14 protein-coding genes and 3 pseudogenes are annotated in these 13,924 nt (G+C 68.3%); 14 read left to right on the top strand and 3 right to left on the bottom strand.

Going from position 1 to position 13,924, the window contains the following annotated elements:
* Positions 1 to 45 precede the first annotated feature (45 nt).
* On the top strand, positions 46 to 486 hold the full coding sequence (locus ACFQJD_RS15610) for a universal stress protein (RefSeq protein ID WP_379799483.1): 441 nt from the start codon (positions 46 to 48) through the stop codon (positions 484 to 486).
* Position 487: 1 nt separating this feature from the next.
* Here ACFQJD_RS15610 and ACFQJD_RS15605 read toward each other — a convergent pair whose 3' ends face one another.
* Complete coding sequence (locus ACFQJD_RS15605) at positions 488 to 652, bottom strand: rubrerythrin-like domain-containing protein (protein WP_379799481.1); 165 nt, start codon at positions 650 to 652, stop codon at positions 488 to 490.
* Positions 653 to 757: 105 nt separating this feature from the next.
* On the opposite strand from ACFQJD_RS15605, the gene ACFQJD_RS15600 reads away from it, so the two are divergent.
* The 12 genes and pseudogenes from ACFQJD_RS15600 to ACFQJD_RS15545 all read left to right on the top strand — a co-directional run bounded on the left by ACFQJD_RS15600 (position 758) and on the right by ACFQJD_RS15545 (position 11,840).
* Positions 758 to 1,183, top strand: a complete 426-nt coding sequence (locus ACFQJD_RS15600) for an Hsp20/alpha crystallin family protein (RefSeq protein ID WP_379799479.1) — start codon at positions 758 to 760, stop codon at positions 1,181 to 1,183.
* Positions 1,184 to 1,229: 46 nt separating this feature from the next.
* Positions 1,230 to 1,670: a universal stress protein gene (locus ACFQJD_RS15595; protein WP_379799477.1), complete on the top strand. Its 441-nt coding sequence runs from the start codon at positions 1,230 to 1,232 to the stop codon at positions 1,668 to 1,670.
* Between the two features lie 186 nt (positions 1,671 to 1,856).
* Positions 1,857 to 4,220 carry an ATP-binding protein gene (locus ACFQJD_RS15590; RefSeq protein WP_379799475.1) on the top strand — a complete coding sequence of 788 codons (2,364 nt, stop codon included), beginning with the start codon at positions 1,857 to 1,859 and terminating at the stop codon, positions 4,218 to 4,220.
* A gap of 224 nt (positions 4,221 to 4,444) precedes the next feature.
* A pseudogene (locus ACFQJD_RS15585) lies at positions 4,445 to 4,897 on the top strand (response regulator transcription factor); the annotation flags it as partial.
* Positions 4,898 to 5,249: 352 nt separating this feature from the next.
* Complete coding sequence (locus ACFQJD_RS15580; protein WP_379799473.1) at positions 5,250 to 6,191, top strand: bacterio-opsin activator domain-containing protein; 942 nt, start codon at positions 5,250 to 5,252, stop codon at positions 6,189 to 6,191.
* Positions 6,192 to 6,966: 775 nt separating this feature from the next.
* The gene (locus tag ACFQJD_RS15575) at positions 6,967 to 7,881 is read left to right on the top strand and encodes a hypothetical protein (protein ID WP_379799471.1); all 915 of its coding nucleotides are present in this window, start codon (positions 6,967 to 6,969) and stop codon (positions 7,879 to 7,881) included.
* Positions 7,845 to 8,636, top strand: a complete 792-nt coding sequence (locus tag ACFQJD_RS15570) for a hypothetical protein (RefSeq protein ID WP_379799469.1) — start codon at positions 7,845 to 7,847, stop codon at positions 8,634 to 8,636. The genes ACFQJD_RS15575 and ACFQJD_RS15570 overlap by 37 nt, the downstream gene beginning before the upstream one ends.
* A gap of 188 nt (positions 8,637 to 8,824) precedes the next feature.
* Positions 8,825 to 9,073, top strand: a complete 249-nt coding sequence (locus tag ACFQJD_RS15565; protein ID WP_379800560.1) for a PGF-CTERM sorting domain-containing protein — start codon at positions 8,825 to 8,827, stop codon at positions 9,071 to 9,073.
* Between the two features lie 132 nt (positions 9,074 to 9,205).
* Entirely contained in the window at positions 9,206 to 9,628 is a 423-nt protein-coding gene (locus ACFQJD_RS15560) for a universal stress protein (RefSeq protein ID WP_379799467.1), read from the top strand.
* A complete protein-coding gene (locus ACFQJD_RS15555) occupies positions 9,625 to 10,083 on the top strand; it encodes a universal stress protein (RefSeq protein WP_379799465.1) in 459 nt (152 codons plus the stop codon). The genes ACFQJD_RS15560 and ACFQJD_RS15555 overlap by 4 nt, the downstream gene beginning before the upstream one ends.
* Before the next feature lie 25 nt (positions 10,084 to 10,108).
* Positions 10,109 to 10,498: a ribonucleotide reductase N-terminal alpha domain-containing protein gene (locus tag ACFQJD_RS15550; RefSeq protein WP_379799463.1), complete on the top strand. Its 390-nt coding sequence runs from the start codon at positions 10,109 to 10,111 to the stop codon at positions 10,496 to 10,498.
* Positions 10,381 to 11,840, top strand: a pseudogene (locus tag ACFQJD_RS15545) (adenosylcobalamin-dependent ribonucleoside-diphosphate reductase). Before ACFQJD_RS15550 ends, ACFQJD_RS15545 begins: the two are co-directional and overlap by 118 nt.
* Here ACFQJD_RS15545 and ACFQJD_RS15540 read toward each other — a convergent pair.
* Together ACFQJD_RS15540 and ACFQJD_RS15535 are read right to left on the bottom strand one after the other, a co-directional pair.
* Positions 11,813 to 12,820 carry an LLM class flavin-dependent oxidoreductase gene (locus ACFQJD_RS15540; RefSeq protein ID WP_379799461.1) on the bottom strand — a complete coding sequence of 336 codons (1,008 nt, stop codon included), beginning with the start codon at positions 12,818 to 12,820 and terminating at the stop codon, positions 11,813 to 11,815. The pseudogene ACFQJD_RS15545 and the gene ACFQJD_RS15540 overlap by 28 nt on opposite strands.
* Before the next feature lie 50 nt (positions 12,821 to 12,870).
* Entirely contained in the window at positions 12,871 to 13,296 is a 426-nt protein-coding gene (locus ACFQJD_RS15535; protein WP_379799459.1) for a CBS domain-containing protein, read from the bottom strand.
* A gap of 92 nt (positions 13,297 to 13,388) precedes the next feature.
* Between ACFQJD_RS15535 and ACFQJD_RS15530 the strand changes: the two are divergent.
* Positions 13,389 to 13,854: pseudogene (locus ACFQJD_RS15530) on the top strand (YbhB/YbcL family Raf kinase inhibitor-like protein).
* Positions 13,855 to 13,924 lie beyond the last annotated feature (70 nt).

The following is a 13,924-nucleotide window of genomic DNA, read 5'->3' as shown; positions in this document are numbered from 1 at the left end:
GACGTAGGTGGCCGATTTAGGCCGAGCGGGGTCGTCGGGTCGGATATGTACGACGACGTCGTCGTGCCGACCGACGGGAGCGCCGCCGCGACAGCGGTCGTCGAGGACGTCACTGCGTTCGCCCGCAGTCACGACGCCACGGTCCACGGTCTCTACGTCGTCGACACCCGGTTCGCCCCGGTCGAGGGGACGATTCGAGCGCTCGAATACGAGTTCGAGGATGCTCCCGACCCGACCGAGGAGCATCCGACGGCAGTCCTCGGACGCCGGCTGCGCGAGGCCGGCGTCGACTACGAGAGCGACTTCCGGGTGGGCGTCCCCAACGAGCGCATCCTGGGGTACGCCGACCACGTCGACGCCGACGTCATCGCGATGGGGACACACGCGCGCAGCGGCGTCTACCGGTTCCTCGCCGGCAGCACGACCGAACGCGTCCTCCGGAAGGCGGACGTGCCGGTGTTAACCGTCCCCGTCGAGCAGACGTAGCTCACTCCCGCGAGGACGTCGTCACGTTGCGGAGTTCGCCGCCACACTCCGGACACGTCACCAGTTCGTCCTCGACGTCGGCGCGATCCTCGACGGTGATCCGGTGACTGCACTCGAAACACTCGTACTCGAACGGGGGTTCGGGCTCGTACGGGTCCTCCGTCATCGGATCGTCGTATCCCGGCCGACGGGATGGATGTCACCCCTAATCGGCGGTGAGAGACGGGATTAGGCCCTCGATTTAGCCGCCGTCGGCCGGTACGCTCGGCGTATGACCAGCCGACTCGATCGGATCGAGCGCCGCCTGGGACGACTCGGCCGCCGTCTTGAACGGGGACACGACGAGTGCACTTACGACGGGGACGACACGACCGACTACCACCTCGGAGCCGCCGACGTCGTCGAAGCGCCCGACCGGTTTCTCGTCCACGTCGACCTGCCGGGGTTCGACGAGTCGGACGTCGACATCGAACTGACCGACCACACCCTCCGCGTCGTGGCGACCCGCGAGGGCGACGCCGAACCGGCCGGGACGTTCCTGCGACGTGAACGCCCCCGGTCGTCCGTCGAGCAGACGCTCTACCTCCCGAAAGACGTCGATCGGGAGGCGGCGACCGCGACGCTCGACGACGGCGTTCTCACGGTCGACCTGCCGAAAGCGGGCGACGGACGCACACGGCGCATCGAACTCAGCTGACCGATTAGGCGCGGGACCCAACAGCCGCTCTCACCGAGAGGTGGCCATGGCCGACACCGTTCTCGTCCCCGTCGACGGCTCCGATCCGAGCCTGCGCGCCTTCGAGTACGCCCTCGAACACCACGGCGAGGGCGACGTCGTCGTCTGCCACGCCATCGAACTGGCCGAACTCGCCCGGCAGGCGTCGGAGACGACGCTGCCGCCGGCGACGTGGCAGTCCGTCCTCGACACGGCGCGCGAACGCGCCGAGAACGTCTGCGAGGAAGCCCAGGCCGTCGCCGACGACTACGGCGTCGACGTCGAGGCGGAAACTGCCGTCGGCGACCCCGCCGACGTCGTCGTCGACGCCATCGACGACCACGACGCCGACCACGTCGTCATGGGGAGCCACGGTCGAACGGGCGTCTCGCGGGTCCTCCTCGGAAGCGTCGCCGAACGGGTGTTGCGGCGCTTGACGGTCCCGGTGACCGTCGTCCACGGGGACTGAGCGCGCCGCCGCGGTCGGCGTCGCCCTCGCCCGCTGAAGATAGTTAGGCCTGGGTTTATCCGTGCTCCCGAGCCGAGGGTGGCGTATGGACTGTCTGTGGGTTCTCGATGCGGGTTCGACGTGGGGGTCGGAACGGTACGGGGACCGGTACCCGAGACGCGATCCGTCGCCGGAATCGCGTGGCCGATGGCTCTCCCCGTGATCGGTGAGCCGATTCCGTCGTTTTTCGTCCTCCGGCCGGCCGTTCTCTCGTCGCTCCAGGTAGCCGGGTGTGTGACGACGATCGCCAGTCTCCTGGTCGTCTCGCTCGTCGGGCTGGACGACGTCACCTGCGAGCCGTTGTTCGAGTCGACGACCGACGCGGTGGCGCTTCTCGAATTCGGCCCCGAGGAGCCGATCATCCGCCGCGCGAACGAGCAGTTCGCGGCGACGTTCGGCGTCGACGACGGGGACCTCCGGAACGCGCGGGCCGCCGACGTCGTCGACCTCTCGGGCGTCGACGCCGAACGGCGGGAGCGACTGCTCGAACGGGCCCGCCGCGGCGAGTCGTTCGAGACGCGCGTCGTCCGCCCGACGCCCCGGGGCGAACGCGCGTTCGACGTCAGGGTCGTCCCGGCGACGGAACGGGAGGCGGCGTCCGTCTCCTTCGTCGTCCTGACGGACGTGACGGAACGGGCCGCGCGCCGGCGGGAACTCGAACGGCGCGAGGCGCGATACCGGTCGATAACCGAGGACGTCCTCGACGCCTCGGACGTCGGGCTGGTGATCGTCGACGCTGACGGCGACGTCGTCTGGATAAACGATCGGGCCGTCGGCCTCTTCGACGTCGACCGCGAGGACGCGCTCGGGACGGACGAACGGACCCTACTCGACGACGTCAGCCGGCAGTTCGCCCATCCCGAACGGTTCCAGGCGCGCGTTCGCGACGGCGACACCGAGCGGTTCCAGTGTCAACTCCGATCGGGATCGGACGACGACCCCCGGTGGCTGGAGCACTGGAGTCGGCCGATCGAGACGGGGCTGTACGAGGGCGGGCGGATCGACCACTACGCCGACGTCACGCCGCGACGCGAGCGACGACGGGAGCTCCAGCGCGAGCGCGACCGGTTCTCCGCGCTGTTCAACAACACGACGGACGCGGCGGTTCGCCTCGAAATACGGGACGGCGAACCGGTCGTACGCGAGGTCAACGACGTCTTCGCCAACGCGTTCGACTGCGATCCGTCGACCGCCGCGGACGCCTCGCTCTCGGCGCTCGACTCCCTCCCGACGGCGCTGTCCGAGACGCTGGCCACGCTCGCCTCGCCGCCGGACGCCCCGAGCGATCGCACGACGGTCGTCGAAGTCGGCGACGACGGCCGGCGATATCTCGTCCGGTTCGTCCCGACGCCGGGAACGACCGCCGACGACGTGTTCGCCGTCCTCACCGACGTCACGAAACGCGGCCAGCTCGCTGCAGCCCGGCGGGAGCGAACGCGGTTGACCGAACTGCTCACGACGACGACGCGCATGACGAACGCTACGGACACGGCCGAGGCGTACGACCTGCTCGTCGAATCCGTGCTCGACACTTACGACTACGACGCCATCTCGCTGTCCATCGACGGCGAACTCGTCAGGCAGCACGGCTGGACCGCCCCCGTCCGGCCCGCCCACCTCGAACAGGTGGCGGCGCGGGGCGTCCCCGAGGTGTCGCGCGACGTCGAGGGGGACGCCGACCGGACGTGGGATCGCGTCGTCACGGCCCCCATCGGCGACCTCGGGGTCGTCCAGGCCGCGAAACTGACGACGGAGTCGTTCGAGGAGCCGTCGGTGTCGACGGTCGAACTCGTGGCCGCCCACCTCGAGGAGACGCTCCAGAAACTCCGGAAGGAGAGCCGGCTCATGCAGGAACGCGAGAGCATGGAGTTTCTCCACCGGCTGCTCCGCCACCACCTGTTGAACGGCCTCAATCTGGTGCAGGCGAGGCTGGAACTCCTCGATCGCACCGACGACGACGAGGACCACTTCCAGACCATCGAACGCCGGGTCTCGGAGATGATCGACCGCGTCCAGACGATCCGCGCGCTCGGACAGGTCCTCGTCGGCGACGAGGACCGCGACCTGGACGCCGTCGACCTCGGACCGGTCGTCGCCGAGCAGGTGAGCGCGGCGCGCGACATCTACCAAATGGTGGACATCCGCGTCGACGGCACGATTCCGGACGTGGCCGTCCGCGGCGACCAGTTGCTCGACGAGGTCCTCGACAACCTGTTGACCAACGCCGTCCAGCACAACGACGCCGCCGATCCGGAAATCTGTCTCTCGGGGACGCGACGCGACGGCGTGGTCCGGCTTCGCATCGCCGACAACGGCCCCGGCATCGACGACGACCGGAAAGAACGCATCTTCGAGCGGGGCGTCACGTCGCTCGACGACGAGGACCACGGACTGGGGCTCTATCTCGTCCGCGAGGTCGTCGACGTCTACGGCGGCGACATCCGGGTCGAAGACAGCGATCTCGGCGGAGCCGCGTTCGTCCTCGAACTGCCGGTCGTCGACGCGGACTGATCCCCGGTATTTCTAAGTGGTCAGTCGACGTATCAGCGATCGACGGATCGCGAGCGGGTCGCCCGATGGCCCGTAGCTATTAGGTCCTGATTTAATAGGATCGGCTTCGGTACGAGTGAGCGATCGGGGGTCAGGACGTGGAGACTACTATGATAGAGGGACCTACTCGCACGACGTCGACCGGCACGGATCGGGAGGAATCGACCAATGAGTGACGGCGATCTATCCGACGGCGGAGACGGCGGCCTGCAGGCGAGCCGACGATCCTCGTCGTCGACGACGACAAGGATCTGGCGGACACGTACGCGCTGTGGCTGAACGAAAAGTACGACGTTCGGACGGCCTACAGCGGGATGCAGGCGCAGGATCAGCTCTCGGACGACCTCGACGTCGTCCTGCTCGACCGGCGGATGCCGGGGATCCCCGGCGACGAGGTGTTGTCGGAGATCCGGGACCGGGGTCTCGGCTGCCAGGTGGCGATGTTGACCGCCGTCGAGCCCGACTCGGACATCGTCGACCAGCCGTTCGACGAGTATCTCGTCAAGCCCGTCACGCGCGATCAGATACGCGACGCCGTCGAGGAGCTGCTCCTGCGATCGGAGTTCGACGAGGAAGCACAGGAGTACTTCGCCATCGAGGCGACAGAGGAAGCCCTGGAGACGCGAGACCCCAGCAATCTCCGGAATCCGGCGGTCGTCGAGGAGGTCAAAGAGCGCGCCGAGGCGGCGCGCGAGGACGAACGGATACAGCAACTGAAGGGGCGACTCACCCGCCTCCAGCGGATCAGCTCCGTGATCCGCGACATCGATCAGGAGCTGGTGATGGCGACGAGCCGCAAGGAGATCGAGGAGACGGTCTGTGAGCGACTGGTCGAGGCCGACCCCTACGAGGTGGCGTGGATCGGCAACTACACCGAGAGCTTCAATCAACTGGAGCCACGCACCGCCGCCGGCGTCGACGACGAACATTTCGACACGGAACGCATCGCCGCCGACGGCGGCCAGGGGGAGCGGCCCGGTCACGACGGCGGTGAACACGGGCGACCCACAGCTCGTCCCGTCGATCTCGGCGGGCGCGGACGCCGGACTGGAGACGCCGGTCGACGTGACCCAGCTCGACGCCGACGAATTCGCGGGCGCGGTCGTCCCGCTCCGGTACCGCGACACCGTCTACGGCGTCCTCAACGTCTACTCGTCGGACGAGGGGGTGTTCGACGAGCAGGAGCTCCCCGTCCTCGGCGAACTCGGGCGCACCATCGCGAACGCCATCAACTCGGTCAACAGCAAGAAGTTGATGATGGCGGACACGGTCGTCACCCTCGAGTTCAGCGTCCACGACGCCGACGACGTCTTCGTCACCCTCTCGAAGGAGACGGACTCGCGCATCGAACTGGAGGGGTTCGTCCCCGCCTCGAACGGCGACCTGACCTGCTACGTCAAGGTGACCGGTGCCTCCTCGGAGGGCTTTCTCGACGCCGCGACGCGCGCGCCGGCGATAGATACGGTCCGCGGCATCGACGACACCGGCGACGAGCAGCTCTACGAGTGCCGAGTCACCGACTCGTCGATCGTTCTGGCGCTGATCGAGGCGGGCGCGAACGTCGGGTCGATGACCGTCGACCAGGGGAACGGCGAGGTCAGCGCGCAGGTGGCACCGGAGACGGACGTCCGCACCGTCGTCGAGTCCGTCAGCGACCAGTTCCCCGAGAGCGACCTGACGGCCAAACGCGAGGAGGAGTGGTCGATCCAGTCGACCGACAGTTTCCGGAAATCCCTCGAGAACAAACTGACCGAGCGCCAGTACGCGGCGCTCGAAGCCACCTACTCCGCGGGTTATTTCGACTGGCCGCGCGGGTCGACGGCGAAACAGGTCGCCGAGTCGCTCGACCTCGCGCCGCCGACGCTCCACGAACACCTCCGTGGCGCACAGCGAAAACTCATCGAGAGCTTCTTCGAAGAAGTCGAGAAGTAATCGCGGGCCCCGCAGTCGCCCGACTCCGGTGTCGTCCATCCGTTCTCCGACGCCGACAGCGACTGCCGTCGCCGGACTGTCGCACAGCCGATGGGTCGTGACGTCCGCTCGACGATTCCGATTCGATCCTCGGGTGTCGAGAGGAGACGAGAGAGTGGTGCCGGTGAAAGAGAGGGGGTCGGGGAACCCCCGGGACGAAGCGACAGGATAGCGGTCGGGTTGTGGGGGCGGACGGTGGGTGACCGCGAGCGCTTCGTCGTGAGTGGGGACGTTGAAATGCTGGCCGACCGGCGAGGCCAGCGACTGAACAGAATCTATCCACCGTATAAAAGAGCCGGGCAACAGGCTTTGGGCGGCGATTAGGCCGCGAGCCGGAGCGAGAAACCCCTAACGCAAATTAGGCCGTCTCATCCGCTCACTCTAACTCTGTAGGGTGTCTGGTCATTGAGATATGTGGTCAACGACACTGTACCGGTCGGGGACAGCGACCGGCAACGAACAGCCATCGAACATGACCCCAACATCGACGTACTCCACGGGACGTCTCGACAGCCCCGGGATACCGGTCCCGTCTTCGGACGGTCGGGCACGACGAGGCGATCGGACACGCCACACGCGACGCGTGTGGTCGTCACTCCGGGCAGTATCGTGGGAGACGACACGACCGCGACGCGACGGAGACGCCGGGGGCGGGTCCGGCACTGCGAGCCGCCCGTCGCCCGTATCGCCGTCCGCCCAGCGTCGTACCGAATCGAAGTAACCTACCACTCCACACATGACAAACGACAACCGAACGGTCCTCGCGACCTTGCTATCGGCGGTTCTCGTAGTATCGGCCGTCGTCGGCGCAGTCGGCGCGTTCTCCGGCAGCGTCGCGGCGACAGAGAGCTCCACCATCTCGGCGAACCCACAGGAGGCGGGGGTGACGTCCACGCATACGGTCGAGATGCAGGTCGAGTCGAACGACGACTCTTCCTCGCTCAACGAAATCGAAGTCGACTACAGCGTCTCGAGTTCGCCCGCCGACGTGACTAACGTCGGCACGGGCGACGTCGTCGAAGCCTACATCGATCGGGGTAACACCGGGTCGAAAGACGTGAGCGTCCTCGACGACCTCAGTTCCGCCTCCGCCAGCAACAACGGCGAAACCATCGCGTTCAGCTTCGGCGGGAGCTACACGATCCAGCAAGAAGACCGGGTCGTCATCGTCTACGGTGACGTCCAGAACCCGGGCAGCTCCGGTCAGTACTCCGTCGACGTCGCCATCAACACTCAGAGCACGGACAACCCGTCGACGGCGACGCTCGACATCACCGCCGGCGCACCGAGCATCTCGGAGTTCCAGGCGACCGACGCGGGGAGCCTCGACGTGCAGGTGAGCTTCCACTCGGACGAGCAGCTCTCGAGCATCTCGGTCGACCTGAGCGGTGCTGAAAGCACCACGCTCACCGAGGCCGACTTCACGAACACCTCGTCCAACGGCGGCTACGAGTACACCGCCACGTACGCCGGTTCCACCGAGGGCACGTACACGGCGACGCTGAACACCGCGACCGACGCCGACGGCAACGACGGCGCGTCCGGGCAGTCTGACGACGTGTACGTCTCGAACGTCCAGCTATCGCTCGTCGACGGGAGCGCGTCTCCTCCGAGGTGTCCGCGGGCACGACGAGAAACAACCAGATCGTGACGGCCACCTTCGACGGGGTCAGCGCCGACGGTAACTCCGACACCGTCCGGATGCGGTTCCCCGACGAACTGGCGTCGTCACTCGCGGTCAACTCCGCGAGCCAGAACCGCAGCGGCGGGCTCGCGTCGAGTCCGAACATCGTCGACGGCGGCGACAACGACAACGTCGCAGACACCGTCGAGTTCCAGACTAACTCCGGGAGCGGCGGCGGGATCGTCTCCATGACGACGCAGGTCGACGTCAGCGTCTCCTACGGTTCGGCGGGCGACTACCCGGTGACGGCGACGATCGTCGACAGCGACCGCAGCACCGCCAGCGGCACCGCCGCGACTATCTCCGCCCAGGAATCCAGCGGTAGCGGCGGCGGCGGCACCGTTCCCATCGGCGGCCCCGCTGACATCGAGTCGTTCGACGTGCACGCCAACAGCGGTGACGTCCGCGTGTCGGTGACGTCGTCGGCGACGCTCGAGTCCCTCTCGGTCAACGTGACTGACGGCCCGACGCTCTCCCGTGACGACTTCACGGCCCAGAGCGCCGACAGCGGCACGGAGTACGTCGCCGACATCTCTGAGAACACGTGGGGCACCTACGAGGCGACGCTGCTGAGGCGACGACCAACGACGGCGAGAACATCTCCGAGGGCGAGATCGACTCGCTCACGCTCGAACAGCCCACCATCGAGGAGTTCCGCCTCGTCGAGGAGGGCGGTGACGTCCGCCTCGTCGTCGGGACGGAGTCGACGTACGAGCAGCTGACCGTCACGGTCAGCGGGGCGACGAGCGAAACCGTCTCGGCGTCCGACTTCACGCAGGATGCGTCGGGCGACACCGTCGTCTACAGCGCGGACGTCGCGTCCGCCTCCGAGGGCGAGTACCACGCGACCTTGAAGTCCATCAACGGCCTGTCCGCCGAGAGCGGTTCGCTGGCGGAAGACTCGCTCAGCGTGGCGGCCGAGGGATCGCAGTCGGATGGCCAGCAGAGCGACTCGTCGGACTCGTCGGACTCGTCGGATTCGTCGACGGACACGTCGACTGCGACGCCGACGCCGACCGCAACGCCGACTGCGACGCCGACGGCGACGCCGACGGCGACCCCGACGCCTACCTCGGGTGACGGCCCCGGCTTCGGCGCGCTCGTCGCGCTCGTCGCGCTCGTCGCGAGCGCGCTGCTCGCGGCCCGTCGGCGCGAGTAAGCCGCGCTGTCGCCGACGAACCACCGGCCTCGGCCGGTTCGACCGCCGCTTTTTTCGACCGTCGCCGACCGCGAGCGTCGACCAAGGAATTAGGGGCGACGGTGATGCGCCAGTCCGCCGTGTCGGCAAACGATGTACGACGAGATTTTGATACCGACTGACGGGAGCGAGGGGGCCGAACGCGGCGTCGAACACGGTCTCGACATCGCCGAGAAGTACGACGCCGACGTCCACACCCTCTACGTCGTCGACGAGACCACGTACGGCGAGACCCCGGCGCTCAGTTCCGAGGAGCTCTATCTCGAACAGATTCGGGAGTCGGGCCGGGACGTCGTCGACGACGTGGTCGACCGCGCCGAAGACCGCAGCCTCGACGCGACCGGCGTCGTCGAACGCGGCGATCCGTACGAGCGTATCACCGACTACGCCGACGACCGCGACGTCGACCTCATCGTCATGGGCGTCCACGGCACCGGCGCGCACGGGCAACCCCACATCGGCCCCGTGACCGACCGGGTGTTGCGGACGACTGACGTCCCGGTCTTCCCCGTGTGAGCGTGTACGACGTCGTCGTCCACCCGACCGACGGGAGCGTGCCAGCCGATCACGCCCTGGCCCGGGCCGTCGACGTGGCCGAGACGACCGACGCCGCACTGCACGTTCTCTACGTCGTCCCGACGCCGGGGCTCCCGCCGATGACGACGCCGGGGCGGGTCAGCGGGGACCTGGCGGACGTGGGTGAGGCCGTCGTCGAGGAGTCGGCGTCGCGGGCACGGACCGCCGGCCTCGACGACGTGACCACGGCCGTCGTGGAAGGGCGCATCCACGAGTCCATCCGGCGGTACGCCGCCGAGGTGGACGCGGACCTCGTCGTGGCGGGCACCCACGGCCGGGAGGGCGTCGAGCGCTACCTGCTCGGGAGCGTCGCCGAGCGCCTCCTCCGGACGAGCGACGTCCCCGTGATGGTCGTTCCGGCGGCCGCCGGCGACACCGTTTGGACCAACGACTAAGCGTGTGGCACGCTAACGCCCAGCAGTGACCGACCTCGACGAAGTCGCCCGAACGATCCTCGAACGGCGCTACCTCCGTCAGGACGAAACGGGAGCCGTCGTCGAGACGCCCGACGAGATGTTCCACCGCGTCGCGTCGAACCTCGCGGAGGCGGAAGCCGCCTTCGGCGGCGACCCCGAGGCGGCGGCGACGGCGTTCTACGACGCCATGTCGAATCTTCGCTTCCTGCCGAACTCGCCGACGCTGATGAACGCGGGGACCGACCTGCAGCAGCTCGCGGCGTGTTTCGTCCTCCCCTGGAGGACTCGCTCGAATCCATCTTCGGGACGCTGGAGACGACGGCGCTCGTCCACCAGAGCGGCGGCGGCACGGGATTTTCTTTCTCTCCGATCCGGCCCCGCGGCGACGTGGTGAAGAAGACGGGCGGCGTCGCCTCGGGCCCGGTCAGTTTCATGAAGGTCTTCGACGCCGCCACCGAACAGATCAAACAGGGGGACGCCGCCGCGGCGCGAACATGGCCGTCCTCGACGTCGATCACCCCGACGTGCTGGAGTTCGTCACCGCCAAGCGCGAGGAGGGCGTCTTGCGGAACTTCAACCTCTCGGTGGCGACGACCGAGGCGTTCTGGGACGCCTACGACGCGGGCGAGGCGTACGACCTCGTGAACCCTCGGACCGGGAACGTCGTCGAGACGATGGACCCCGACCGCGTCCTCGACCACGTCGCGGAGATGGCGTGGGCGACGGGCGATCCGGGCGTCCTCTTTCTCGACGCCATCCAGGCGGCGAACCCGACGCCCGGCGTCGGCGAGATCCGCGCGACCAACCCCTGTGGCGAGACGCCGCTGCTCCCCTACGAGGCCTGCGTTCTCGGCTCGGTCAACCTCGCGACGATGACCGACGGCGGCGAGGTGGACTGGGAGGCGTTGGGGGACACCGTCCGCCTCGGGATCCGGCTGCTCGACAACGCCATCGAGACGTCCGATTTCCCGGACGAGCGCATCGAGGCCCGGATGGCGGGGAACCGAAAGGTGGGGCTCGGCGTGATGGGCTTTCACGACATGCTCGTCGACCTCGGTATCGCCTACGACTCCGCGGACGCGGTCGAGTTCGCGGACGACCTGTTCGCGTTCGTCGCGAGCGAGGCCGAGGAGGCGTCGCGCGGCCTCGCCGACGAACGCGGGGCGTTCCCCAACGCCGACGAGTCGGGTTACGACGACCCGATCCGGAACGCGACGCGGACGGCCGTCGCTCCCACGGGGACGATCTCCATGATCGCCGGCTGTTCGTCCAGCGTCGAGCCCATCTACAGCGTCGCCTACGAGAAACACGTCATGGGCGGCCTCGAAATCGTCAACGACCGGTTCGTCGAACTGGCGCGCGAACGCGGCTTCTACTCCGAGGAGCTGATGGACGAGGTGCGAGAGCGCACCTCGATCCAGGACGTCGACGCCGTCCCGGACGACGTCAAGCGCCTGTTCCAGACGGCTCACGACGTCTCGCCGGCGCGACAGCTCGACCTGCAGGCGGCCGTCCAGGGCCACGTCGACAACGCCGTCAGCAAGACCATCAATCTCCCCGAAGACGCCGACGTCGACGACGTGCGCGACGTTCTCGTCCGGGCGCGCGATCTGGGCGTGAAAGGCGTCACCGTCTTCCGGAGCGGGTCGAAACCGGAACAGGTCCTCGGAGGCGACCCGCTGAAAGAGGAGTGTGCGAGCGAGTGCGACTACGTCACGCCCGAAAACGAGCCGTGATCGCCCCGTCGCTTTCGAGGCGGGGTTCGCTCACAACGTCGGTCCCATCGCCTCGACGAACGCGTCGGGATCGGGCGACGCGACGAGACACTCCACTTCGTCGAAGCCGGCCGCGCGGTGGCGATCGATGAGGTCCCACACCGCCTCGGCGTCGGTGGCGACGAGCCCCACTCGTCCCACTCGGATTCGGGGATGCCCCTGCCGCGGGCCTCGATGTCGCGCGGGTCCGAGACGGGCTCGTCGAAGCCGACGGCGAGCGACCCCGTCCACGGCCGGATCGCCGCTCGCGCGTCCCGCTCGTCGTCGGCGAAGGCGACGCTCGCCTGCTTGATGCGCCGCACGTCGGACGGATCGCGCCCCGCGTCCTCGGCACCCGCCTCCAGCGCCGGCACCAGCGTCTCCTCGTACGTGTCGACGTCGGCCAGCGTGAGAAAGCCGTCGGCGTAGCGGCCGGCGACGCGCGCCGTTCGGGGGCCCTGCCCGGCGACGTACAGCGGCGGGGGCGAGGACGGCTGCGTGTAGAGGCGCGCGTCGTCGAGGTCCCAGTAGTGGCCGTCGTAGTCGACGAAGCCGTCGGTCCAGAGGCGACGGCAGATCTCGCAGGCGTCGACGAGTCGCCTCCGTCGTTCCTCGTAGTCGGGCCACTCGTAGCCGAGCGGCTGCTCGTTGAGCGCTTCGCCGGTGGCGAGCGTACAGTGGACGCGACCCGGGTAGATGGATTCGAGCGTCGCGAACGTCTGTGCCACGAGACCGGGGTGATAGCGGGCGACGGGCGCGGTGACGCCCGTCCCGACGCGGACGTCGTCGGTGCGTTCGAGGGCGGCACCGAGCCACGGCCAGGCGGCCCCGCAGTGGGCGTCGGTGTGCCACCACGGATGGAAGTGGTCGCTCGTCCACACTGAATCGAAGCCCGCACGCTCCGCGTGGTCGACGAGTCGGAGGAGTCTGCCGGGATCGTACACCTCGTGCGGGGCGAACACACCCACCTGCATACGTCGACGGTGGGTCGAGTCCGCCTTGTACGGCCGTCCTAACCGGGCGACTCCGCGGCGACGACGCCGGTGAGGTGTTCCTGCTCGTCCACGAGATACTGGTGGATGTCGTCGAGGGCGACGAGGCCGACGAGGGTGCCCGCGCCGTCGACGACCGGCAGTCGCCGGACGGCCTCCTCGTGCATCGTCCGCGCTGCCTCGAAGACGCTGGCGTCGTCGCGGACGGTGGCGGGCGTGCCGGTCATCACCTCGCGGGCGTACGTCTCGGTCCCGTCCTGTCCGTCCGCGAGGACGCGCACCGTCAGGTCGCGGTCGGTGAGTACGCCCAGCGGATGTCGATTCTCCTCGACGACGACGCTCCCGACGCCCGCTTCGCGCATCGTCTCCGCGGCGTCTCGCGCCAACGTGTCCGGGCGCACCGTCACGACGTCGTCCCGAAAAACGGCCTCGAGCGTGTGAGCCATCGTGCGGGAGACCGGTCGTCGCGGCGATAAATTCGGGGCCAAACCCACCGTTAGGCTCGGCGTTCTTTGTCGCGTTCCCCCCAGTCACGCGTATGTCACCCGATCTCTCGCTGTCGAGTCCGGCCTTCGCGGACGGGGAGTTGCTCCCCGGAAGTGCGGCTTCGCCGCCGAGAACGTCAACCCGCCCTTGCACATCTCGGGCGTCCCCGACGAGGCGGAGTCGCTGGCGCTCACGATGCGGGATCCGGACGCGAAAGCCGCCACCGGAACGGTGTGGTCGCACTGGGTCGTCTGGAACGTCTCGCCCGACCGGGAGCGTATCCTCGAAGACTGGGACGCCGAGACGGCCGACGTCGGACGCAACGACTTCGACGAACGCGGATACGGCGGCCCCGACCCCCGGACGACGAACACACCTACCGGTTTCGCCTCTACGCCCTCGATACGGAACTCGACGTACTGGAGACGGCGACGGTCGAGGGGCTCCAGCGCGCGATGCAGGGACACGTCGTCGAGGAGGCCGTTCTGGAGGGGCGATACGCGCCGATACGCGACTAGTTCACGGCGGCCCGAGAAATGGTGGCAGTCGTGGCGGTCGCCGATCCGTGGCGGTCGTTACGCTGGAGCG

Origin of the sequence: Haloplanus sp. GCM10025708 (assembly GCF_042663985.1) — an archaeon.
GTDB lineage: Archaea > Halobacteriota > Halobacteria > Halobacteriales > Haloferacaceae > Salinirarus > Salinirarus marinus.
Note: the sequence above shows the minus strand (reverse complement) of the source record. Positions and strands in the feature narration are given on the sequence as shown.

Bases quoted from the DNA above. Each gene is read 5' to 3' on its own strand.
- ACFQJD_RS15575 (WP_379799471.1), top strand. From the start codon at position 6,967: ATGACAAACGACAACCGAACGGTCCTCGCGACCTTGCTATCGGCGGTT.
- ACFQJD_RS15595 (WP_379799477.1), top strand. From the start codon at position 1,230: ATGGCCGACACCGTTCTCGTCCCCGTCGACGGCTCCGATCCGAGCCTG.
- ACFQJD_RS15600 (WP_379799479.1), top strand. From the start codon at position 758: ATGACCAGCCGACTCGATCGGATCGAGCGCCGCCTGGGACGACTCGGC.
- ACFQJD_RS15560 (WP_379799467.1), top strand. From the start codon at position 9,206: ATGTACGACGAGATTTTGATACCGACTGACGGGAGCGAGGGGGCCGAA.
- ACFQJD_RS15605 (WP_379799481.1), bottom strand. From the start codon at position 652: ATGACGGAGGACCCGTACGAGCCCGAACCCCCGTTCGAGTACGAGTGT.
- ACFQJD_RS15610 (WP_379799483.1), top strand. From the start codon at position 46: ATGTACGACGACGTCGTCGTGCCGACCGACGGGAGCGCCGCCGCGACA.
- ACFQJD_RS15590 (WP_379799475.1), top strand. From the start codon at position 1,857: ATGGCTCTCCCCGTGATCGGTGAGCCGATTCCGTCGTTTTTCGTCCTC.
- ACFQJD_RS15535 (WP_379799459.1), bottom strand. From the start codon at position 13,296: ATGGCTCACACGCTCGAGGCCGTTTTTCGGGACGACGTCGTGACGGTG.